This is a genomic window from Mesorhizobium album, assembly GCF_033977205.1.
In the GTDB taxonomy this organism is placed as follows: domain Bacteria; phylum Pseudomonadota; class Alphaproteobacteria; order Rhizobiales; family Rhizobiaceae; genus Mesorhizobium; species Mesorhizobium album.
In genome coordinates, this window is the sequence record NZ_JAVIIW010000001.1 from 1 (window position 1) to 21635 (window position 21635).

Genomic DNA, 21635 nt, shown 5'->3' on the forward strand with positions numbered 1-21635 from the left:
TTCCTGGGCGCGGCCGTTCGAGCGCCAGATGGCGCGCGGAAACTTGCCAACGATGCGCTCGAGGTCGGCGAAGACACGGTAGCGCCGCTCCGCATGGAGCTGGTCGATCGCATCTTCGAAGAACCGCTGGTAGTTCATGTCGGCTTCCCAATTTTGCGCCGGATCATAGTCACTGGCCTATTTCGCGTCCACCGCGCCCAACCGGTCAAAATGCCACGCCCCGGGTCTGTTCCTAACGACGGCCGATCATGGCCTATTCCCCGGCTGTGTGAACCAGTTTTGTTTCGGTACGATGCCTCAGGCAGGAGGAACTGTTACGAACTTAACACAAAAAGGGAGGCTAATGGGCTTGGGGCGGGGTTTCCAGCACGGCGGCTGTTGAGACAGTTTCCGATAAATCTTGATCAGCGAGGTAGAAGATGACGATTTTGGTGACGGGCGGTGCCGGCTATATCGGCAGCCACATGGTCTGGGAGCTTCTCGACGCCGGCGAAAGCGTCGTCGTGCTCGACAGGCTTTCCACCGGCTTCGAATGGGCGGTGGCGCCCGAGGCGAAGCTCGTCGTCGGCGATGTCGCCGACCGCGAGCTGGTCGGCCGGATCATCCGGGAAAACAAGGTCGACGCCATCATCCACTTCGCCGGATCGATCGTGGTGCCGGAATCGGTCGCCGACCCGCTCGGCTACTACGAGAACAATACCTGCAAGACGCGCACGCTGATCGAGACCGCCGTGCGTGAGGGCGTGCCGCATTTCATCTTCTCCTCCACCGCCGCCGTCTATGGTGGCGCCGGGCTGGAGCCGGTGCGCGAGGACGCGCGGCTGGCGCCTGAATCGCCCTACGGCCTCTCCAAGCTGATGAGCGAATGGATGCTGCGCGATGCTGCCATCGCGCACGACATCCGCTACACGGCGCTGCGCTACTTCAACGTTGCCGGCGCCGATCCCAGGGGCCGCACCGGACAATCGACGCCCGGCGCTACGCATCTGATTAAGGTCGCCTGCGAGACCGCGCTTGGCAAGCGGCCGTTCATGCAGGTCTTCGGCAAGGACTACCCGACGCCGGATGGCACCTGCATCCGCGACTACATCCATGTCAGCGATCTCGCGGCGGCGCACCGGCTTGCGCTCCAGCGGCTGCGCGAGGGCGGCACCAGCCTCGTCGCCAATTGCGGCTACAGCCACGGTTATTCGGTGCTGGAAGTGATCGAGAGCGTGCGCCGTGCCTTCGGCCATGATTTCGATGTCAGGATGGGCGACCGACGGCCCGGCGATGCCGCCGCCGTGGTCGCCAATTCCGAGCTTGCCCGCAAAGAGTTCGGCTGGACGCCGCAGCGCGACGATCTCGACCAGATCGTCGCCGACGCCCTGGCCTGGGAGCGCATCCTGACCGGCAAGAATTCGGCGCGGGGCTAAATTGGAGCAATTCCAGGGAAAGTCCGCAAAGGCTTTCCCTGGAATTGCGTAAAACTAACAGTTAGAGCCAGAAAGTGACCCAGACGCGGCGCCGCCAGCAGCGGACGTGACGCCAGCCATAACGCCAGTAGCGGCGGCAGACCCTTCTCCAAACCCGCCGGCGGCGGCGACGGCGGTAGTAGTACCGATCGCGGTAGTAGCGACGGCGGCGATAATAGTACTGAACCGGCTGCAGCAGATCGGCCTGCTCATCCTCCTCGTAGATGGCCGGATCCGGCTTATCCAATTCATCGAGAATTCCGTTGCCCTTGGGGATGCCTGCAACCGCCTTGCCCGGTCCGGCGAGGCCCGCAAGTGCCGCCGCCCCCGCAACGCCAAGCATTCCAGTTAGAAACAACCGACGTTCCATCGAAACCTCCCGAGCTATTGAGCATCGGCGGCTCGTCCCTCACCCGGAAAACAAGCTCCAGCGCGCTGCCGATCGGTTTGAACGTGCGGGTGCCATTGTCGTTCCATCACCCCACTTCACGTAAGATGAAGTCGTGCAGCATCTTGGCGGCGGGCGAGAGCACGCGGTTCTTGACCGTGATCAGGCTGTAGGGCCTCACCTCGATGTCGAACTCTGTGTGCACGACGTCGATCGCTCCCGCCAGCCCGTCGGCGCTCTGGATGAACCTGGCCACCTGCACCGAAACGGGGGCAATGGCCTCGGATTGCGCCACCATCACCAGCGTCAGCAGCAGCGAAGAGGTGTTGAGGATGCGGTCGGGGAGCGGGATGTTGCGATTGAGGAAATTGCTTTCCATCGCCTGGCGCAGCGGCGAGCCGCCGGACTGGAAGACCCAGTCATAGGCCGCCGTCTCCTCCAGACCGACCGTCCGGCCGCTGGCAAGCGGATGGCCGCGACGCACGATCAGGCAGGCCTTCTCGATGCCGATGACGCGCGATTCGAACAGCCGCGGATTGAGATCGTCGGGGATGCGGGCGATGATGAAATCGTGGCGCGACGCGATCAGCTCGCGGGCGAGCACGTTCGACGTCTCGACCTGCATGGTGATCTCGATGCGCGGGTAGATGCGCCGTATCTCGCGAATCGCCGGCACAGCCAATTCGATCGCCGGTGCCGTCACCGCACCGAGGAACACCGAACCGCCCTTGCCGGCCTTGAGCTCCGAAATCTCGCGGTCGGCTTCGCGCATCTCGAGCAGGATCGAGCGGGCGCGCCTGGCGAGCGCCTGACCGTAAGGGGTAAGGGTGATGCCGCGCGGCAGGCGCTCACACAACTTCACGTCGAGCACCGCCTCCATCTCGGCGATCATGCGCGAGGCGGCCGGTTGGGAGATGTTCATGACCTGGGCGGCGGCGCTCACCCGTCCGTGATCGTCGAGGGCGGTGATCATACGCATATGGCGCAGGCTCAAGCCGCTGCGTAGGAGCGTCTTTCCTTCTCCCGGCAGCTTCTCGTAACTTACTGAAATCGCTTCGTGATCGCGCAACGCCGCCATGATTTTCGAGCCGCTCCACCAGTTTTTGTTCCGCCTTAAACTATACCAGCTCCGGTATAGCAACCACCAAAGATCGCATTTGACAGTTATGTCAAAGGAACCCACCCTTCGCGCGTTCCGAGGCGCAGAGATCGGCAACGAGCGAAATCGTATCGATTGAAAAGCGTCGCGGGACCGATTGGGAGGATACCGGAGATCGATAAAGCCGACAGAAGCGCGACCGCGCTCCTGCTCGACTGCGCGGCCCGCGAAGCCCCGAGGTGTCGCGTCCATCAACCAGGGAGAGTAATGTGAAGATCATCAAGACACTGGCCGCCGTCGCGGCCCTTGGCGTCGCTGCCATGACCTACTCGGCACACGCAGCCGACAAAGGCCTCGTCGGCGTGCTGATGCCGACCAAGACCTCGCAGCGCTGGATCAACGACGGCGACGCCGTCAAGTCCCAGCTCGAGGCCCTCGGCTACACGGTCGACCTGCAATACGCGCAGGACGACATCCCGAACCAGCTCAGCCAGTTGGAAAACGAAATCACCAAGGGCCCGAAGGCGCTGATCATCGCTTCGATCGACGGCACCACCATGGCCGATGCGCTGCAGAAGGCCAACGATGCCGGCGTGGTCACCATCGCCTATGACCGCCTGATCAAGAAGACCCCGAATGTCGACTACTACACCACCTTCGACAATTTCGGCGTCGGCGTCATCCAGGCGAATTCCCTGGTCAAGGGCCTCAAGGACCGCTTCCCGAACACCAAGCCGTGGAACGTCGAGCTGTTCGGCGGCTCGCCCGACGACAACAACGCCTTCTTCTTCTACAACGGCGCGATGTCTGTCCTGCAGCCGTTGATCGACAACGGCTCGATCAAGATCAAGTCCGGCCAGATGGGCATGGACAAGGTCGGCACGCTGCGCTGGCTCGCTGCCACCGCCCAGGCCCGCATGGACAACCTGCTCTCGGCCAACTACTCGGACGGCAGCCGCGTCGATGGCGTTCTGTCGCCTTATGACGGCCTGTCGCGCGGCATCACCGCCTCGCTGCGCGCTGTCGGTTACGGCACGGACGCACAGCCCTGGCCGATCGTGACCGGTCAGGACGCCGAAACCGCCTCGGTCAAGCTGATCATCTCGGGCGAGCAGTATTCGACGGTGTTCAAGGACACCCGCGAACTGGCCAAGTCCACCGTGCAGCTGGTCGACAAGGTGCTTTCCGGCGGCAAGCCTGACGGCCTCGACACCAAGACCTACAACAACGACGTCAAGGTCGTTCCCTCGATCCTTTTGACGCCGCATGAGGTCGACAAGTCGAACTACCAGGCACAGGTAGTCGACTCCGGCTACATCAAGGCCGACGAGCTGAAGTAATCCAGCAAGCAAAGCGAGGGGTCCTGCGCACGCAGGACCCCTTTTCGTTCAAGAGCGGCCCCGGTATTGTCTGACCGGCCTCTTTTGCCGACTTCTAGGGAGCTCAATTCCTGATGACCTCGACGATTTTGGAGATGCGTGACATCACCAAGACGTTTCCCGGCGTCAAGGCGCTGTCGAACGTCAACCTTAGCGTCGAGGAAGGTGAGATCCACGCCATCGTCGGCGAGAACGGCGCCGGCAAATCGACGCTCATGAAGGTGCTGTCGGGGGTCTACCCGTCCGGCACCTATGAGGGCGAAATCGTCTTTCGCGGCCAGGAATGCCACTTCAAGGGCATCCACGACAGCGAGCATATCGGCATCGTCATCATCCACCAAGAGCTTGCCCTGGTGCCAATGCTGTCGATCGCGGAAAACATCTTCCTCGGCAACGAGCACGCCACCTACGGCGTCATCGACTGGAACGCCAACGAGAAGCGCACCAGCGCCCTGCTCCAGAAGGTCGGCCTCAAGGAAGACCCCAAGACGCTGATCACCAATATCGGCGTCGGCAAGCAGCAGCTGGTCGAGATCGCCAAGGCGCTCAGCAAGGAAGTGAAATTGCTGATCCTCGACGAGCCGACCGCCTCGCTCAGCGAAAAGGACAGCCAGGCGCTGCTCGACCTCCTGCTCGAGTTCAAGCGGCAGGGCATGACCTCGATCCTGATCTCGCACAAACTCAACGAGGTGAACCGGGTCGCCGACAAAGTCACCGTCATCCGCGACGGACGCACCATCGAAACCTTGCCGAGGAAGGATATCAGCGAGGACCGTATCATCACCTCCATGGTCGGCCGCTCGCTCGACGACCGCTATCCGCCGCGCGAGCCGCAGATCGGCGACGTGATCCTGGAAGTGAAGAACTGGTCGGTCTATCACCCGATCCACGCCGAGCGGCAGGTGATCAAGAACATCAACCTCAATGCGCGCAAGGGCGAAGTGGTCGGCATCGCCGGGCTGATGGGCGCAGGCCGCACGGAATTCGCGATGAGCCTGTTCGGCCGTTCCTATGGCCGGCACATCACCGGGGAGGTGTCGCTCCACGGCAAGCCGATCGACCTCTCGTCGGTGAGCAAGGCGGTGGCAAGCGGCATTGCCTATGTCACCGAAGACCGCAAAACCTTCGGGCTCAACCTCATCGACCACATCAAGCACAATGTGACATTGGCCAACCTGTCCGGGGTTTCGCGCCATGGCGTCATCGACGACATGCGCGAGATGAGCGTGGCCAACGACTATCGCAAGAAGACCAACATCCGCGCCTCCAGCGTCTATCAGCTGACCGGCAACCTCTCGGGCGGCAACCAGCAGAAGGTGGTGCTGTCGAAGTGGCTGTTCGCCGATCCGGAAGTGCTGATCCTCGACGAGCCGACGCGCGGCATTGACGTTGGCGCCAAGTACGAAATCTACACGATCATCGCCCGCCTCGCCGCCGAAGGGAAGGCGATCATCGTCATCTCGTCGGAAATGCCGGAATTGCTCGGCATTACCGACCGCATCTACGTCATGAACGAAGGGCGCATGGTCGGCGAAATGCCGGCAAGCGAAGCCAGCCAGGAAAAAATCATGCGCGCCATCGTCCGGGGAGAAGGAAAAAAAGCATCATGAGCACAGACAGCGCCCCCGCACCGCAAAGCGGCGTCGCCGAAGACGTCAAGCATGGGCCGCGCATCGCGGTGTCGGCCCTGACGACGAATTTGCGCGAATACGGCCTGATCATCGCGCTGATCGTCATCATGCTGTTCTTCCAGTACACCACGTCGGGAACGCTGTTCAAACCGGTGAACCTCAGCAACCTGGTGCAGCAGAACTCGTTCATCATCGTGATGGCGCTCGGCATGCTGCTGGTGATCGTCGCCGGCTACATCGACCTCAGCGTGGGCTCCGTCGCCGGCTTCATCGGGGCCCTGGCCGCGATGATGATGGTGATCTGGCCGCTCGGGATATTCAGCAATCCGCTGGTGGTCTCGATCGTCTGCCTGATCGTTGGCGCGCTGATCGGCGCGGCGCAGGGCTACTGGATCGCCTATCACCGGATACCGAGCTTCATCGTGACGCTGGCGGGCATGCTGATCTTCCGCGGCATCTGCCAGGCGCTGCTTGGCGGCGGCTCCTCGGTCGGCCCGCTTCCGGACAGCTTCAAGGCGCTGAGCTCCGGCTTCATCCCGGATGTGATCGGCCCATTGACGCTGATCCCGCCGACGGTGAACGCCGCCGGCAAGACCATCGTCGGCAGCGGGCTTACGCTGCATATGACGACGGTGGTGCTGGGCGTGGTCGCGGTGCTCGCCTATGCCTATTTCGGGCTGAGAGCCCGGCGCAAGCGCGAGCGGCACGGCTATGAGGCCGAGCCTTTCCCGCTGTTCGTCGTCAAGACGGTTGTGGGCAGCGCGCTGGCGCTGTTCTTGGTCTTCCAGTTCGCGAGCTACAAGGGCCTGCCGGTCGTGCTTCTGGTCATGGGCGTGCTGATCTCGCTGTTTGTCTTTGTCACCAAACGCATGACCATCGGCCGCCGCATCTATGCCATGGGCGGCAACGCCAAGGCGGCACAGCTTTCGGGCATCAACACCGAAAGGCTGACGCTGCTGGTCTTCATCAACATGGGCGTGCTGTCGGCGCTCGGCGGCCTGATCATCGCCGCGCGCCTCGGCCAGGCCGTGCCGGCCGCCGGTCTCGGCAGCGAGCTCGACGTGATCGCGGCAGTCTTCATCGGCGGTGCCTCGGCGATGGGTGGCGTCGGACAGGTGATCGGCGCCGTGGTCGGCGGCTTCATCATGGGAGTGATGAACAACGGCATGTCGATCATGGGCGTCAATGTCGACTGGCAGCAGGTGGTCAAAGGCCTGGTGCTGCTCGGCGCCGTGATCTTCGACGTCTACAACAAGAACAAGGCTTAACCGCCGCAGACGAGGAAAGCAGGAGGCATACGGGTCCAGATCGCGAAGCTGCCGGCAACAACCCGCCGACGCCAAGAAGTCCCCTGAAGGACCGGGCTCGCGAGCGCAATCCGGAGGAAGATTTTCAACTGTGGCGCGGATCGGTTCCGGGCCGCGCCGGTCAGGGTTTGTCCATCGGCAGCCGGGCCAAGGCAAAAGAGAGGGTTCACCATGCTGATTTCCCAGATCCTCGACGACGCCGAGACGATCCGCGTCGTTGCCCGCAGCGGCGGCAAGACCCGGATCATCAACGGCGCGCGCAGCGTCTATTCGCTGGCGATGGAGGCGGCGCGCACCGGCACCGGCCTGGAAGCGCTGATCGAGCGCAAGGGCTATGGCGAGACGGTCGATCTCGACGCCGCCTACAAGAAGGGACGCTTGGTCTCGCCGATCAACCATCCCGATCCGGCGCATCTCCACCTCACCGGCACCGGCCTTACGCATCTCGGCTCCGCCGCGACGCGCGATTCCATGCACAAGAAGCTCAGCGACGGCGAAGAGCAGCTCACCGATTCCATGAAGATGTTCCGTATGGGACTGGAAGGCGGCAAGCCGCCGAAGGGCCAGATCGGCGTGCAGCCGGAATGGTTCTACAAGGGCAACGGCACCATGGCGGTGGCCCCGGGTGCTGCGCTGATGTCGCCCGCCTTCGCGCAGGACGCAGGCGAGGAGCCGGAGATCGCCGGCATCTATGTCATTGGCGACGACGGCGCGCCATTTCGCGTCGGCTTCACGCTCTCCAACGAGTTTTCCGATCACGTGACGGAGCGGGTGAACTACCTGTTCCTCGCGCATTCCAAGCTGCGCAATGCCTCGTTCGGGCCGGAGATCCTGATCGGGGAGCTCCCCGCCGACATCAGGGGCTCATCGCGCATCTGGCGCGGCGGCAAGGTGCTGTGGGAAAAGCCATTCCTGTCGGGCGAGGCGAACATGTCGCACACCATCGCCAATCTCGAGCATCACCATTTCAAATATTCGGCCTTCCGCCAACCGGGCGACGTGCATGTGCACATGTTCGGCACCGCGACGCTGTCCTTCGCGGACGGCGTCAGGACGGAAGCGGGCGACGTGTTCGAGATCGAAGCCAAGGACTTTGGGCTGCCGCTGCGCAACCCGCTCGAGATCGAAAAGCCGGTGAAGGTGGCGGTCAAGGCGCTGTGAACAAGGAGAAAGGCACAAACTTCGGACGGCGGGCTCGGGCAATGAGCTACCTGCGGTCCTTTGTTGTGTCTGTGGGACTTGCGCTCTCGCTCGCACTCTCGGCGTCGGTGGTCCATGCCGCGACGCAATGCAGCGCCAAATCCTTTCGGGAAGCCCGCGAGCTGCTGGCAAACCGGCTCCTGGCAGCAGGATATTCAGGCGAACAGGCTGCCTTTCTGATGAGCGGAGCCGACCGGCGGACGTCGGAGCTTCGCGCAGACAAGCTGAGTGAGCGAGCCAAATCCTGTGGCATCGACTCTGCCCGAGCGCACGTCCTTCTTTGCGTGGGCAAACTATTGTTCCCCTTGAAGGAATCAAAGACCTCGCTCGATGCGGAAAAGCCGGTTGCTTCTTGGGGCAAGAAGCGATTGGCAGGCCGCGAACTGCTGTTCATCGGCTATTTCAACGCGTGTCTCGGCACCGCGAAGCAGCGCATATTTGGCGGCTGACGAGGCTCTATCCCGGATCGCCGACGGAAAAATCAGCGCGCTGCTCTGAAATGCTTGGAGAGCTTCAGCCCCTGCGCCTGGTAGTTCGAGCCGAGATCGGTGCCGTAGAGCGCCTGCGGCCGCTTCAGCATATGCTCGTAGACGAGGCGTCCGACGATCTGGCCGTGGTCGAGGATGAACGGCACCTCATGGCTGCGCACTTCAAGCACCGCGCGGCTGCCGCTGCCGCCGGTGGCGGAATGGCCGAACCCCGGATCGAAGAAGCCGGCATAGTGGACGCGGAACTCGCCGACCAGCGGATCGAAGGGCGTCATCTCGGCGGCATAAAGCGGCGGCACATGCACCGCCTCACGGCTGACCAGGATGTAGAACTCGTCCGGATCAAGCACCAGCTCGCCGGCGCCGCTCTTGTAGAGCGGCTCCCAGAAGTCGACGACATCCTGGGCGGCGCGCTTGTCGACATCGACAAGGCCGGTGTGGTGCTTGCCGCGATAGCCGACAAGGCCGTCCTTGTCGCCGTCGAGATCGATGGAGAGCGCGATGCCGCCGCCGGAAATGTTGGGCGGCTCGGTAGCGACCAGCATCTCGGCGCGGTGGAGGTCGCGCAATTCGTTCTCTGACAGCACCGCATTGCCGATGCGGAAGCGGATCTGCGACAGGCGCGAGCCGGCGCGCACGACGATCGGGAAGGTGCGCGGGCTGACCTCGAGATAGAGCGGGCCGTGATAACCGGCGGCTATCTTGTCGAACTCATGGCCGCGGTCAGTCATGACGCGGGTGAAAATGTCCAGCCGCCCGGTCGAGCTCTTCGGATTGGCCGAAGCGGACACTTGCGCCGGCAGCGCCAGGCTTTCGAGCAGCGGCACGATGTAGACGCAGCCCGTCTCCAGAACGGCGCCCTCGGCGAGGCTGAACTCATGCAGCTTCAGCCGGTCGAGCTTGTCGGCCACCAGGTGATCGGGACCGGGCAGGAAGGAGGCGCGCACGCGGAAGGCTGTGTCGCCCAGCCTGAGGTCGAGGCTGGCCGGCTGGATCTGGTTGGTGTCGAGCGCGCGCGGCGTTTTCAGCGCGCCGGACTGAAACAGCGCCGCGATGTCCTGATCCGGAAGAATGCCTGTCTGCCGCAAGGTCTGGCTCCGATCGAAGGCCGGGCAAGCGCGTGGTTCTTTTGCAAGCTCCTGCCGCAAAACCGCAAACGGTCTGCGGTTCCTGCCTGGTACAAACCTCTTAATCAAGCCGGCAATTGACGCAAGCGCGGCGCGGGTCTAAAGGGGCTTTATCCCGTGGTGATTTGGCCGGTCGGCTTGCAGCCACGTTAAACAAGTCGCTAAAGGACCGTTGGGCTGCAAGGCCGTATGGACCGGTTGCGACATCGCGGCCGGTTTTTTTGTGTTTGGACGGTTCTTAGGGTTGGACTAGGGCGATGAGCAAGACGCGTAACTGGAAGCCTCAGACTGCACTCGTGCATGGCGGGACGCTGCGTTCCGGCTTCGGCGAGACCGCCGAGGCGATGTATCTCACCCAGGGCTACGTCTATGAGACGGCCCAGGCGGCGGAAGCCCGCTTCAAGGGAGAGGAGCCGGGCTTCATCTATTCGCGCTATGCCAATCCGACGGTTGACATGTTCGAGAAGCGCATGTGCGCGCTGGAAGGCGCGGAAGATGCGCGCGCCACCGCTTCCGGCATGGCGGCGGTCAGCGCGGCGCTGCTCTGCAGCGTCAAGGCAGGCGACCATATCGTGGCGGCGCGGGCGCTGTTCGGCTCCTGCCGCTGGGTGGTCGAGACGCTGGCGCCGCGCTACGGCATCGAGGCGACGCTGGTCGACGGCACCGACATCGCCAATTGGGAAAAGGCGGTCAGGCCGAACACTAAGCTGTTCTTCCTGGAAAGCCCGACCAACCCGACCCTAGAAGTGGTCGACATCGCCGCAGTCGCCGCTTTAGCCAATTCGATCGGCGCGCGCGTGGTCGTGGACAATGTCTTTGCCACCCCGCTGCAGCAGAAGCCCTTGCAGCTCGGCGCCCATGTCGTCGTCTACTCGGCGACCAAGCACATCGACGGACAGGGCCGTTGTCTGGGCGGCGTCATCCTGTCGGACAAGAAGTGGATCGACGAGAACCTGCACGACTATTTCCGCCACACCGGCCCGAGCCTGTCGCCCTTCAACGCCTGGACGCTGCTCAAGGGCCTGGAGACGCTGCCGCTGCGTGTGCGCCAGCAGACCGAGAGCGCCGGCAAGATCGCCGATTTCCTGGCTGGCCGGCCGGAAATCGCGCGCGTGATCTATCCGGGCCGGGCCGACCACCCGCAGGCCGACATCGTCAAGAAACAGATGTCGGGCGGCTCGACGCTGATCTGCCTCGACGTCAAGGGCGGCAAGCAGGCGGCCTTCGCCTTCCAGAACGCGCTCGACATCGTGCTGATCTCCAACAATCTCGGCGACGCCAAGAGCCTGATCACCCATCCGGCGACGACGACGCACAAGAATCTCAGCGACGAGGCGCGCGCCGAGCTCGGCATCGGTCCGGGCACGCTCAGGCTCTCCGTCGGCCTGGAGGATACAGACGATCTGCTCAACGACGTCGAACAGGCGCTGAGGGCCGCCAGATAGTGGCGATCAGACCGGCAACTTCCCGGGTCTGACACGATGCTGCGGGCAGCGTTTCGACAGCTCGGAGCGAACGCACCTCCAAACCCCAAAAGTCGCCTTAAGCTGCGATTGACACTGGCCGCAGCCAATGTTCAAATGCCATGGTACATATCAATTTCAATGATATAGAGGGTAGGCGACGGACATGAAGGCGCGTATAGCGGTCCACCGGGATTTCAAGATCGGGACGATCGACGATCGCATCTACAGCGCCTTTCTGGAGCATCTTGGACGCGCCGTCTATGGCGGCATCTACGAGCCGGGCCACGCGACGGCCGACGAGGACGGGTTCCGCGACGATGTGCTGGAACTGGTGCGCGGCCTGAAGGCGCCGCTGGTTCGCTACCCCGGCGGCAATTTCGTTTCCAACTACGACTGGCTGGATGGAATCGGACCGAAGAATGAGCGGCCCGTACGGCTCGACTACGCCTGGAAGACGACCGAGACCAACGAGATGGGGACGGATGAGTTCATTCGTTGGTGCCGCAAGGCCGGGACCGAGCCCATGCTTGCGGTCAATCTCGGCTCGAAGGGATTCACCGAGGCGCTCGCCATGCTCGAATACTGCAACCATCCGGGGGGCAGCTACTGGAGCGACCTGCGCAGGAAGAACGGCTCGGCCGAGCCGCACAACGTTCGGATCTGGTGCCTCGGCAACGAGATGGACGGGCCGTGGCAAATGAACCATCGCACGGCCCATGAATATGGTCGCGTCGCAAACGAGGTCGGTCGCGCCATGAAGGTCTTCGACCCGACCCTCGAGCTCGTCGCCTGCGGCTCCTCCAACCATAACATGCCCACCTACCCCGCCTGGGAGGCCGAGGTCCTCGAGCTCGCCTACGAGAATGTAGACTACATCTCGCTGCATCAATACTGGGACAACTGGGACGATGACTACCTGAACTTCCTCGCCAAGTCCGTTCCGGTCGACCGCTACATCCAGACGATCGGCGGCGTGATCGACTACGTGAAGGCGAAGAAGCGCTCCAAGCACAACGTCTACATCTCCTTCGACGAGTGGAACGTCTGGTATCACACCCGAAAGAAAGGCGTCAGCGACGGCGACGGGGTCAATTGGGCCAAGGCGCCCAGTCTATTGGAGGACGCCTATAATTTCGAGGACGTCCTGCTTGTCGGCTGCGCGCTCAATACATTCATCCGCCGGTCGGACCGTGTGAGGATCGCCTGCATCGCGCAGCTCGTGAACGTGATCGCGCCCATCATGACGCAAACCGGCGGGCCGGTCTGGAAGCAGACCATCTACTATCCCTATTACTACGCCTCCCTCTACGGCCGCGGCGACGCCTTGAACGTGGCCGTGGACGTGCCAACCTACGATGCCAGGGTGGCGGATGATGTTCCCTATCTCGACGTTGCCGCAGTGCGGAGCCGGGACGGTGGGACCGTGGCGTTCTTCATGGTCAACCGCCATCCGGACGAGGCTTTGGCTATCGACATCGATATGGCCGGTTTCGCGCCGAAGGGCATAGCCGAGCACGTGTTGATTGCCCATCCCGACCTCAAGGCCACGAACACGGTCGCCAACCCGGACCACGTCTCTCCCCGCATCGGCGATGGGATTTCGGTCATTGACGGGCGGGTCAAAGGGAACTTGCCGCCGAGGTCCTATCATCTGGTGCGCGTGAGCGTCTGAGACCTCGGTTGGGAGAGCGCAAGCGGTATGTACCATAGAATATGATACATACCATAAGATTGGTTGACCGTCCTATAAGCCAAAGGTATCGTTGAGGTCAGGGAACTAGACAGAATCTCGATCTACGTTGTTGTGCCATGCCGCGAGGAGTAGCGGGCGTGAGGAGCGTCCGGACTCCGCCCTGTCGGTCTTGATGCAACAACAGTGGGCACGGCACGCAGGATCGGTTGCCGCTGCCAAACCGTCTGGAGGAATTCGAGCGCTGCGGCGACTTCTCGAAGCAAGCGAAAGATTGCCAAAAGGGAGGATCATGATGAGGAGAATTCTGAAGAAGGCGCTGGCCACGGCGGCACTGATCGCATTCGCTGCCGGCGCGCAAGCGAAGGAGACGGTCGTCTGGTGGGATTTCCTGAGCGGCGGCGACGGCGTGCGCATGAAGTCGCTGATCGATCAGTTCAACAAGGAACACGCGGATTCGATAGAGATCCAGGCGACGACGCTTGAATGGGGCGTGCCGTTCTACACGAAGGTCCAGACCTCGGCCGCCGTCGGCGAGGGGCCGGATCTCATGACCTACCACCTGTCGCGTCTGCCGCTCGGCGTCGCTACGGGGACGCTGCGCGAAATCACCCCCGAGGAGTTGAAGGCCGCCGGCTTCTCAGCCGACAACTATGCGCCCGCCAACTGGAAAGCAGCCCAGGTGGACGGCAAGCAATACGCCATTCCTTTCGATATCCATTCTGTCGTTCTCTATTACAACAAAGACAAGCTCGCCGCAGCCGGTCTCCTCAGCCAAGACGGCCTGCCGAAGGGCCTGGACGGCGTCGACAATTTCCACGCGGCTCTCGAGAAACTGAAGGCCGGGGGCTCGGAATATGGCGTCTCCATCCACAGCGCTGCCGGCGACTCGCAGTGGCGCATCTTCTACTCGCTGTTTAGTCAGCAGAGCGGCAAGTTCCTCTCCGACAACGGTAAGTTTCTGGAAGGTGACAATCTCGACAAGGCAGTCAAGGCCACGAGCGTCGTCGCCAAATGGGTCGCCGACGGGCTGGCGCCGAAGTCGACCGACTATCCGGCCTCGATTGCGCTCTTCACGTCGGGCAAGGCCGCCATGCACATCAACGGTGTCTGGGAAGTGCCCACCTTCACCGACCTGGCCAAGCAGAACAAGCTCGGCTTCGAGTGGGGAGCTGTCCAGCTTCCGACTTTCTTCGACCAGCCGGCAACCTGGGCCGACTCGCACTCCTTCGCGATCCCGAATCGCAAAGGCAAGGAGATCTCGCCGGAGAAGTTGAAGGCAGTGCTGGAGGTCGTGAAATGGATGAACGAGCATTCGCTGTTCTGGGCAACCGCGGGGCACATCCCCGCCTTTTCACCGGTCACTTCGAGCGACGATTTCAAGAAGATGCAACCGAACGCCACCTATTCGACGCTTGCGAAAACGGCGGTGTTCGATCCGAGCTCCAAGCTCGCCGGTGTAGCCTCGCCGGTCTATGATGCGGCAGGAAACTTCCTGATGCCGGCGATCAACGGCGAGCTCGATCCGCAGGGCGCGATGGAGCAAATGCGCGACGATCTGGACGGTCAGACCGAGTAAACCTCCCGAGGAGTCCGCCGACGGCTCAGGTTGTCGGCGGACGGCCTTCGGAGACGGATTGGATCGAACAGGAGACCCGGTGCGATGCTAGCAAGCACCAGACGCGCCGAACGCCGCAGCGCTTTCATTCTGATTGCGCCCTTCCTGCTCATCTACTTGGTGCTCTTCATATATCCGACCCTGAAGATGCTCGAGCTCTCCTTCACGAACGCGCCGCTGATCGGCGCGGGAGATTGGGTCTACTTCAAGAACTATGTTCGGCTCTTCGGCGACAGGCTGTTCAAGACGGCAGTCTGGAACACCGGCTATTTCGTCGTGCTCACGGTGGTGCCGAACGTGGCGATCGGGCTCCTCATCGCGCTGATGGTGGACCGACTGAAGGGATGGACGCAAAGCGTCGTCCTTGCCGCCTTTTTTCTGCCCTACATCCTGCCGGTCTCGGTGGTCTTCCTGATGTGGCGCTGGATCCTCGACCTTCAGTTCGGGATTGCGCAGTACCCGATCGAGTTCTTCTACGGCGAGCGCGTGCCTGTCTTCCGCACGATCCCGTGGTTCCTTCCCATGGTAGGGCTGATCACGATCTGGTGGACCAACGGCTTCAATGTGTTGCTCTTCATAGCAGGGTTGAGAAACATATCTCCGGAAATATACGACGCCGCGGCTATGGATGGCGCCAATCGCTGGCAGCTGTTCTGGAAGATCACCTGGCCGCTGATCTGGCCCGTCACGGCGCTCGTGGCGACGATCCAGCTCATCCTGCAGCTCAAGATATTCGATCAGGTCTATCTGTTTTCGGTCGGCGGCCGTTCCGAGCCGACAATGGTGTTGGTGCAGTACATCTACCGCGAGGCCTTCCAGCGTAATCATGGCGGTTATGCCGCAACGATTGCCACTGCCCTGTTCGTGCTGATCGCCGCGCTCTCGGTACTGCAATACCAGGTACTGCGCGCCAGGGGCGCCGAGTGATGAGTGTCGAAAGCAGCCGCATCAAACTGCCAACCGTCGGCGCCGAAGGCCGGCATCGCAAGCTACGAGCCTTCGACATCGCGGGACTGCTTCTAACGCTGGCGACGTTCGCATTCGCGATCATCTGGGCCTTTCCGCTCTATTGGGCCGCGGTGACCACGCTCAAGCCGGAATACGAGGTCGTTCAACCCGGAGTCCGCTTGTGGCCCGAGACCTTCACCCTCGAGGCCTACACCTACGTTCTCCTGAACACGAAGATCGGACTTTGGTACCTGAATTCGCTGGTAACCTCCGCAGCGGTCACCATAATCGTCATCTTCACGGCTGCCACCTGCGGTTATGCAATATCGCAATTGCGCTTCCCGGGCCGCCGTTTGCTCTATCTGACGATCATGGCGAGCTTCATGGTGCCCATCCAGGCGCTGATAGTCACCCACTTCGTGCTGATGTCGAATTTCGGCACCCTCAACACCTGGCTCGGCATCATCCTTCCCCAGCTCATCGTTCCGGTCGTCGTCATCGTCTACAAGCAGTTCTTCGATTCGATCCCGCGCGACTTCCGTGAGGCGGCGATCATGGACGGCGCCAACGATTTCCAGCTTCTGTTCAAGATTTACCTGCCTATGAACTGGGGGGTGACCACGGCATTGGCCATCATCACCTTCATCGGCGCATGGAATGCTTTCCTCTGGCCGTTCCTGGCGCAGAGTTCCGAAGAGACGATGAACATCACGGTCGGCGTCACGCAGGTGCACTCCGCCTTCGGTGTCCAGTATGCGCGCGAGCTGGCCGGCGCCGTGCTGGCAGGACTTCCCGTTGCGCTGGCCTATCTGATTTTCCAGCGCCGCGTGACCCAGGCGATAACGCTCTCGGCCGGCATCAAAGGCTGACCATCCGTTTGACTATCAGAAATTATGATATAAACACTGCCTCCTTTCCCGCTCAGGTCGCCGTCGTCTATGAAACCCAACTTCCTCACCATCGATCCGGAGGACGACATCGAGATCTTGAAGGGACTGGCGTCACCGATCCGCATACGCATCCTAAAGCTCCTGCGCAGCGAAGGCCCGCTCAACGTCAACGACATCACCCGCCGGCTGGAGCTGCCGCAATCGACGGTCGCCATCAACGTACAGACACTCGAGGAAGCAGGCCTGATCGCGACTGAGGCCGTTAAGGCCAGGAAGGGCCATCAAAAGATCTGTTCGGCCCGCTTCGATGAGATCATCGTGCGGTTCGAGGCGGAAGAGGAACTTCAACGCGACGCGAAGATCATCGAAGTCGCGATGCCGCTCGGCCTGTTCACATCCGTCGAGGTCAGTCCGCCTTGCGGTCTCTGCTCGACCGATGGCGTGATCGGCCTCCTGGACGTCCCTGATTCCTTCCTCGATCCTGCGCGCGTCCAGGCGGCGCTCATCTGGTTCGGAATGGGCAGCGTCGAGTACAAATTTCCGAACAACGCCAAGTTGCTCAATGCCCGGATAGAGTCGATCGAGTTCTCGATGGAGCTCTCGTCGGAGGTGCCCGGCACCAATATGGACTGGCCTTCCGACCTCACGCTTTGGGTAAACGACGTTGCGGTCGGCACCTGGACGTCGCCGGGCGACTATGGCGACAAGCGCGGTGTCTATACGCCCAGCTGGTGGAAGCTGGCGGGCTCACAATATGGCAAGTTGAAGAGCTGGCGGATCGGCCAGTCGGGATCTTTCATCGACGGCGTCAGAATCTCCGACGTCACGATGAACGACCTCGGCATCACCGAGCATCGCTCGATCCGGATGAGGATCGGCATCGACGCTAAGGCGAAGCATCCCGGCGGCGTCAACATATTTGGGCGCGGCTTTGGCAACTATGACCAAGATATAGTCATGCGGCTCGAGCTCGGTCGCTGACGACAGACGGGGCGCTCGCGTCCCTTTGGAGCGCTCAGATGCTCTCCTCCAGCTCGGTCATTGCCTTGGTGGGGATGGTCATGGCGTTGCCGCGCCATTCGACCGCGCCGCCGAGCCAGCCGCGCGCCCAGATGACGGGAAGCATTACGTCGCGCACGATCATCGCGGTGACGCTGCGCAGCGACAGGTACCAGCCCTTGGACCAGGCGAGCAGGCATTCCGGCACATAGGCGATCGCCAGCACGCCGAGCGCCGTGGTGGGGAGGCTGACGCCGGCGCTTTTTGCCGCGATCAGCGCGAAGATCAGCGGCACGACCACGCCGGTCAGGATCTCGGGCGCAAAAAAAAGAGGAAAGGTGACGCGGCGCAGCCGCGCCCAACGCGCCTGGCGCGACCAGATTTCGGCAAGCGTGCGCTGGCCGAGCGGCTGCTCGAAGGGCGAGGCAACGAGATTGACACGCAGCCCCAGGCTGTTGACCAGCTTGGTCGCCGCCGCATCCTCTGCGATCTCGGCAGCAAGCGCGTGGATGCTGCCATTTTCATCGAGCATCGGCTTGTTCCACAGCATGCTCTTGCCTTGGGCGAAGCCAAGCCCCAGCGCTTCGCCGGCATATTGCCAGCGCGCCTGCAGAGTGTTGAGGAAGGCACACTCGACTTCGGCCCAGAAGCCGTCCGGCCGCGAGCCGATCGGCGTCGAGCAGACGAGGCCTGTTTCCGGCCGCCAGGCCGCCATCAGATGTTGGACATAGTCCTTGGGCATCAGCACGTTGGAATCGGCAAGGACCACCCAGTCGTGCCGTGCCGCCTGCCATCCCTTGACGCAGTTGTTGAGCTTGGGATTGGCGCTGATCCTGTCCTCGCCGATCAAGAGCCGCGCCGCAACGTTTGGGAAGCGCGCGATTGCGGCATCGATCAACTTGACCACGGGGTCTTCCGGCTGGGCGACGCAGAAGATCAGCTCATAGCGCGGCCAGTCGAGCGAGAAGGCGCGCTCGAGCGTTTCCTCGGCGAACGGCTCAACGCCGCGCGACGGCACGATGATCGAGACCGGCGGCTGCTTGCCTCGGGGCGGGGGAATGAGGCGCCTGGGCTTCAATCGCGACGAGGCGAGCAGGATGCTGGCAAAATTGGAAAGAAGAAGGGCTGACGAAGCAAAGGCGGCTGCAAAGGTCAGTTCCATCGAGTTCTGGTCACTCCGGAAGGGCCGCCCGCGGCCGTCTCATCAGTCGACAGAGCGCCCGAGTCGCCCGCATGGTTTGTGCACACCAACATTGTCATGTGTCACTTAAATGACATTGTTTTTCGACAACTGCGCTGGAAGCTGGCAGGATGGACGGCGCTTCGTCTAACAACCGCGAAGCGCGGTAAATGTTCCCTAAGCCGGCAAACCGGAGAGGCCCATGTATCGCGCCGTCACGCGCAACATCGAAGTGCAGGTCAGGCCGTTCTACCTGGAGGATCGTTCCGATCCGTCCGAGAACCGCTATGTGTGGGGCTATCAGGTGACGATCGACAACCGGTCGGACGAGTTCGTGCAGCTTCTGTCGCGCTACTGGCACATCACCGACGGGCGCGGCCGCGTCGAGGAAGTGCGCGGCGCCGGCGTCGTCGGCGACCAGCCGGAACTCAACCCCGGCGACAGCTACCAGTACACGTCAGGATGCCCGCTCTCGACGCCGTCCGGCATCATGGTTGGCCACTACACGATGCGCAACGGACGCGGCGAGACGTTCGACGTCGCCATCCCGGCCTTCTCCCTCGACATGCCGGGGACAAGACGGACGGTGAATTAGGATCGAAGATCGCTGGATGTGCGGCCATCACCAGAAATTGGCGCCGCCCCTCTTCCGCCCTTCGGGCACCTTCTCCCCGTAAAATGGGGAGAAGGACGATCTCACTCTGCCGCAAACTCCGCCGGATCGAAGTCGTACTGCGTCGAGCAGAACTCACAGGCGACGCGGATGCCGCCATCCTCGGTGCTTTGCTCGATCTCCTCGGCCGAAAAGCCTTCGAGGATGCCGCGGATCTTCTGGCGCGAGCAGGAGCATTGGTCGGCGACGGGCACGCCACGGAAGACGCGCACGCCATGCTCGTGGAACAACCGGTAGAGCAGCCGCTCGGCGCCCACCGTCGGATCGATCAGCTCGGTCGGCTCGATGGTGCCGAGCAGCGCCAGCAGCTCCTGCCAGGAATTGTCGGCCGGCTCGTGCGTCACCTCTCGCGGATCGCCGTCGCCGCCCGAAATGTCGGGCACGCGCATGCGCTCCGGCGCCTGCGGCAGGAACTGCGCAAGGATGCCGCCGGCGCGCCATTGCTCGCGGGCGCCGCCGGGAGCCGGCGTCACCAGCTTGGCGACCGACATCCTGATATCGGTCGGAATCTGCTCCGACTGCCGGAAATAGATGCGCGCGGCTTCCTCAAGCGATGTGCCGTCGAGTTGGACGATGCCCTGGTAACGCTGCGTGTGCGCACCCTGATCGATGGTCAGCGCCAGAACGCCGGTGCCGAGCAGCTTCTCCTGCGAGGTCTCGCCTGAGGCAATCAGCGCCTGCAACCGGCCGGCGTCGAAGCGCGCATAGGCGCGCAGCGCATTCGGCGTGGTGAAATCGGCCACCAGCATGTCGACCGGTCCGTCGGTGCGGGTCTGCAGGATGAACTTGCCCTCGAACTTCAGCGACGTGCCGAGGAGCACCGTCAGCACGCAGGCCTCCGCCAGCAGGCGCGCGACCGGTTCGGGATAGTCGTGGCGGCTGAGGATGGCGTCGAGCATCAGCCCGAGCTGCACCGTGCGGCCGCGCACATCCAGCGGCGCCACCTCGTAAGGCACGACATGGTCGTCGCCGGCGAAGCCGAATTCACCGAGTTTGGGTTGATGCTCAGCCATTAGACGGGTTTCCAGCATGACAAAACTCCGGGGCGCGTCCATCCCGCTTTCCAGGCGGCATGGGTCGAAGCGCGTTCGATTTGCGTGATGGCCCGCAAATAGGCATCACATAGTCCCGGATCAAGTTGGCCCAGATCAAGTTGGGCCCGGTCAAGTCAGCCCCGATCAAGCGCCCAGGCACCAGGCCAGCACAGCCTTCTGGGCATGCAGCCGGTTCTCGGCCTCGTCGAACACCACCGAATGCGGCCCGTCGATGACCTCGTCGGTGACCTCCTCGCCGCGATGCGCCGGCAGGCAATGCATGAACAGCGCGTCGGGCTTCGCCCTGGCCATCAGAGCGGCGTTGACCTGGTAGGGCAGGAAGACGTTGTGGCCGCGGGCGCGATGCTCCTGGCCCATCGACACCCAGCTGTCGGTGACGACGCAATCGGCCTGGTCGACGGCCTCCTCTGCCGAGCGGGCGAATTTGACCTTGCCGCCATTGGTCTTTGCCCAGTCGACATATTTCTCGAACGGCTCGCTGCCCTCCGGCACCGCGACGTTGAGATTGAAGCGGAAGCGCGCCGAGGCTTCAAGCAGCGAGTGCAGCACATTGTTGCCGTCGCCGGTCCAGGCGAAGGTCTTGCCGGCCACCGGACCGCGATGCTCCTCAAAGGTCATGATGTCGGCCATCAGCTGGCAGGGATGGGTGTCGTCGGTCAAGCCGTTGATGACCGGCACGGTCGCGTTTTCGGTGAGCTCCAGCAGCCGGTCATGCGAGGTGGTGCGGATCATGATGGCGTCGACATAGCGCGACAGCACCTTGGCGGTATCGGCGATGGTCTCGGAACGGCCGAGCTGCATCTCGGTGCCGGTCAGCATGATGGTCTCGCCGCCGAGCTGGCGCATGCCGACATCGAAGGAAACGCGCGTGCGCGTCGAAGGCTTGTCGAAGATCATCGCCAGCACCTTGCCTTCGAGCGGCTTCGAACGCTCGCCGGCCTTGAGCCTGGTTTTTCGCGCCACCGCGTCGTCCAGCATGATGCGCAGGTCGCCTGCGGAAACGGCGGACAGGTCGGTGAAATGACGAACGCTCATCGGCAAAT

The 21635-nt window shown here is 62.5% G+C and carries 19 protein-coding genes, 1 pseudogene and 1 riboswitch; of the genes and pseudogenes, 13 read left to right on the forward strand and 7 right to left on the reverse strand.

What is annotated here, in order from left to right:
* A pseudogene (locus RFN28_RS00005) lies at window positions 1–138 on the reverse strand (5-aminolevulinate synthase); the annotation flags it as partial.
* Window positions 139–419: 281 nt separating this feature from the next.
* On the opposite strand from RFN28_RS00005, the gene galE reads away from it, so the two are divergent.
* Window positions 420–1415, forward strand: a complete 996-nt coding sequence (gene galE, locus RFN28_RS00010) for a UDP-glucose 4-epimerase GalE (RefSeq protein ID WP_320285317.1) — start codon at window positions 420–422, stop codon at window positions 1413–1415.
* A 61-nt stretch (window positions 1416–1476) separates the two neighbouring features.
* On the opposite strand, the gene RFN28_RS00015 is transcribed toward galE, so the two are convergent.
* Both RFN28_RS00015 and RFN28_RS00020 read right to left on the reverse strand, forming a co-directional pair.
* Window positions 1477–1824, reverse strand: a complete 348-nt coding sequence (locus RFN28_RS00015) for a protamine-2 (modular protein) (RefSeq protein WP_320285318.1) — start codon at window positions 1822–1824, stop codon at window positions 1477–1479.
* A 106-nt stretch (window positions 1825–1930) separates the two neighbouring features.
* Window positions 1931–2920 carry a LysR family transcriptional regulator gene (locus RFN28_RS00020; protein ID WP_320285319.1) on the reverse strand — a complete coding sequence of 330 codons (990 nt, stop codon included), beginning with the start codon at window positions 2918–2920 and terminating at the stop codon, window positions 1931–1933.
* A 290-nt stretch (window positions 2921–3210) separates the two neighbouring features.
* Here RFN28_RS00020 and chvE point away from each other — a divergent pair, with 290 nt between their 5' ends.
* The 5 genes from chvE to RFN28_RS00045 all read left to right on the forward strand — a co-directional run bounded on the left by chvE (window position 3211) and on the right by RFN28_RS00045 (window position 8907).
* Entirely contained in the window at window positions 3211–4281 is a 1071-nt protein-coding gene (gene chvE, locus RFN28_RS00025; protein ID WP_320285320.1) for a multiple monosaccharide ABC transporter substrate-binding protein, read from the forward strand.
* Window positions 4282–4394: 113 nt separating this feature from the next.
* The gene (mmsA, locus tag RFN28_RS00030; protein ID WP_320285321.1) at window positions 4395–5930 is read left to right on the forward strand and encodes a multiple monosaccharide ABC transporter ATP-binding protein; all 1536 of its coding nucleotides are present in this window, start codon (window positions 4395–4397) and stop codon (window positions 5928–5930) included.
* A complete protein-coding gene (mmsB, locus tag RFN28_RS00035; protein WP_320285322.1) occupies window positions 5927–7219 on the forward strand; it encodes a multiple monosaccharide ABC transporter permease in 1293 nt (430 codons plus the stop codon). Before mmsA ends, mmsB begins: the two co-directional genes overlap by 4 nt.
* A 210-nt stretch (window positions 7220–7429) precedes the next feature.
* A complete protein-coding gene (araD1, locus tag RFN28_RS00040; RefSeq protein WP_320285323.1) occupies window positions 7430–8419 on the forward strand; it encodes an AraD1 family protein in 990 nt (329 codons plus the stop codon).
* 41 nt (window positions 8420–8460) lie between these two features.
* The gene (locus tag RFN28_RS00045; protein WP_320285324.1) at window positions 8461–8907 is read left to right on the forward strand and encodes a hypothetical protein; all 447 of its coding nucleotides are present in this window, start codon (window positions 8461–8463) and stop codon (window positions 8905–8907) included.
* A 32-nt stretch (window positions 8908–8939) separates the two neighbouring features.
* On the opposite strand, the gene RFN28_RS00050 is transcribed toward RFN28_RS00045, so the two are convergent.
* Entirely contained in the window at window positions 8940–10034 is a 1095-nt protein-coding gene (locus RFN28_RS00050; protein ID WP_320285325.1) for a 2'-deoxycytidine 5'-triphosphate deaminase, read from the reverse strand.
* A gap of 146 nt (window positions 10035–10180) precedes the next feature.
* Window positions 10181–10258: riboswitch (SAM riboswitch) on the forward strand.
* Between the two features lie 72 nt (window positions 10259–10330).
* On the opposite strand from RFN28_RS00050, the gene RFN28_RS00055 reads away from it, so the two are divergent.
* From RFN28_RS00055 to RFN28_RS00080, 6 genes are all read left to right on the forward strand, one after another.
* The gene (locus RFN28_RS00055) at window positions 10331–11518 is read left to right on the forward strand and encodes an O-succinylhomoserine sulfhydrylase (protein WP_320285326.1); all 1188 of its coding nucleotides are present in this window, start codon (window positions 10331–10333) and stop codon (window positions 11516–11518) included.
* Window positions 11519–11702: 184 nt separating this feature from the next.
* On the forward strand, window positions 11703–13211 hold the full coding sequence (gene arfA / locus RFN28_RS00060; protein WP_320285327.1) for an arabinosylfuranosidase ArfA: 1509 nt from the start codon (window positions 11703–11705) through the stop codon (window positions 13209–13211).
* 313 nt (window positions 13212–13524) lie between these two features.
* Window positions 13525–14808: an extracellular solute-binding protein gene (locus tag RFN28_RS00065; RefSeq protein WP_320285633.1), complete on the forward strand. Its 1284-nt coding sequence runs from the start codon at window positions 13525–13527 to the stop codon at window positions 14806–14808.
* 84 nt (window positions 14809–14892) lie between these two features.
* Window positions 14893–15774: a carbohydrate ABC transporter permease gene (locus tag RFN28_RS00070; RefSeq protein WP_320285328.1), complete on the forward strand. Its 882-nt coding sequence runs from the start codon at window positions 14893–14895 to the stop codon at window positions 15772–15774.
* Window positions 15774–16664, forward strand: coding sequence for a carbohydrate ABC transporter permease (locus tag RFN28_RS00075; RefSeq protein ID WP_320285329.1), 891 nt, complete (start codon window positions 15774–15776; stop codon window positions 16662–16664). Before RFN28_RS00070 ends, RFN28_RS00075 begins: the two co-directional genes overlap by 1 nt.
* 69 nt (window positions 16665–16733) lie before the next feature.
* Window positions 16734–17666 (forward strand): ArsR/SmtB family transcription factor, encoded by a 933-nt coding sequence (locus RFN28_RS00080; protein ID WP_320285330.1) that lies wholly within the window; start codon window positions 16734–16736, stop codon window positions 17664–17666.
* A 34-nt stretch (window positions 17667–17700) separates the two neighbouring features.
* Here the strand turns inward: RFN28_RS00080 and RFN28_RS00085 are convergent, their stop codons facing one another.
* A complete protein-coding gene (locus RFN28_RS00085) occupies window positions 17701–18846 on the reverse strand; it encodes a ceramide glucosyltransferase (protein WP_320285331.1) in 1146 nt (381 codons plus the stop codon).
* A 220-nt stretch (window positions 18847–19066) separates the two neighbouring features.
* Here RFN28_RS00085 and apaG point away from each other — a divergent pair, with 220 nt between their 5' ends.
* Window positions 19067–19459: a Co2+/Mg2+ efflux facilitator ApaG/CorD gene (apaG, locus tag RFN28_RS00090; protein ID WP_124996092.1), complete on the forward strand. Its 393-nt coding sequence runs from the start codon at window positions 19067–19069 to the stop codon at window positions 19457–19459.
* 101 nt (window positions 19460–19560) lie between these two features.
* Here the strand turns inward: apaG and RFN28_RS00095 are convergent, their stop codons facing one another.
* Together RFN28_RS00095 and argF are read right to left on the reverse strand one after the other, a co-directional pair.
* Window positions 19561–20592, reverse strand: coding sequence for an Hsp33 family molecular chaperone (locus RFN28_RS00095; protein WP_320285332.1), 1032 nt, complete (start codon window positions 20590–20592; stop codon window positions 19561–19563).
* Window positions 20593–20715: 123 nt separating this feature from the next.
* On the reverse strand, window positions 20716–21627 hold the full coding sequence (gene argF, locus RFN28_RS00100) for an ornithine carbamoyltransferase (RefSeq protein ID WP_320285333.1): 912 nt from the start codon (window positions 21625–21627) through the stop codon (window positions 20716–20718).
* Window positions 21628–21635: the final 8 nt, after the last annotated feature.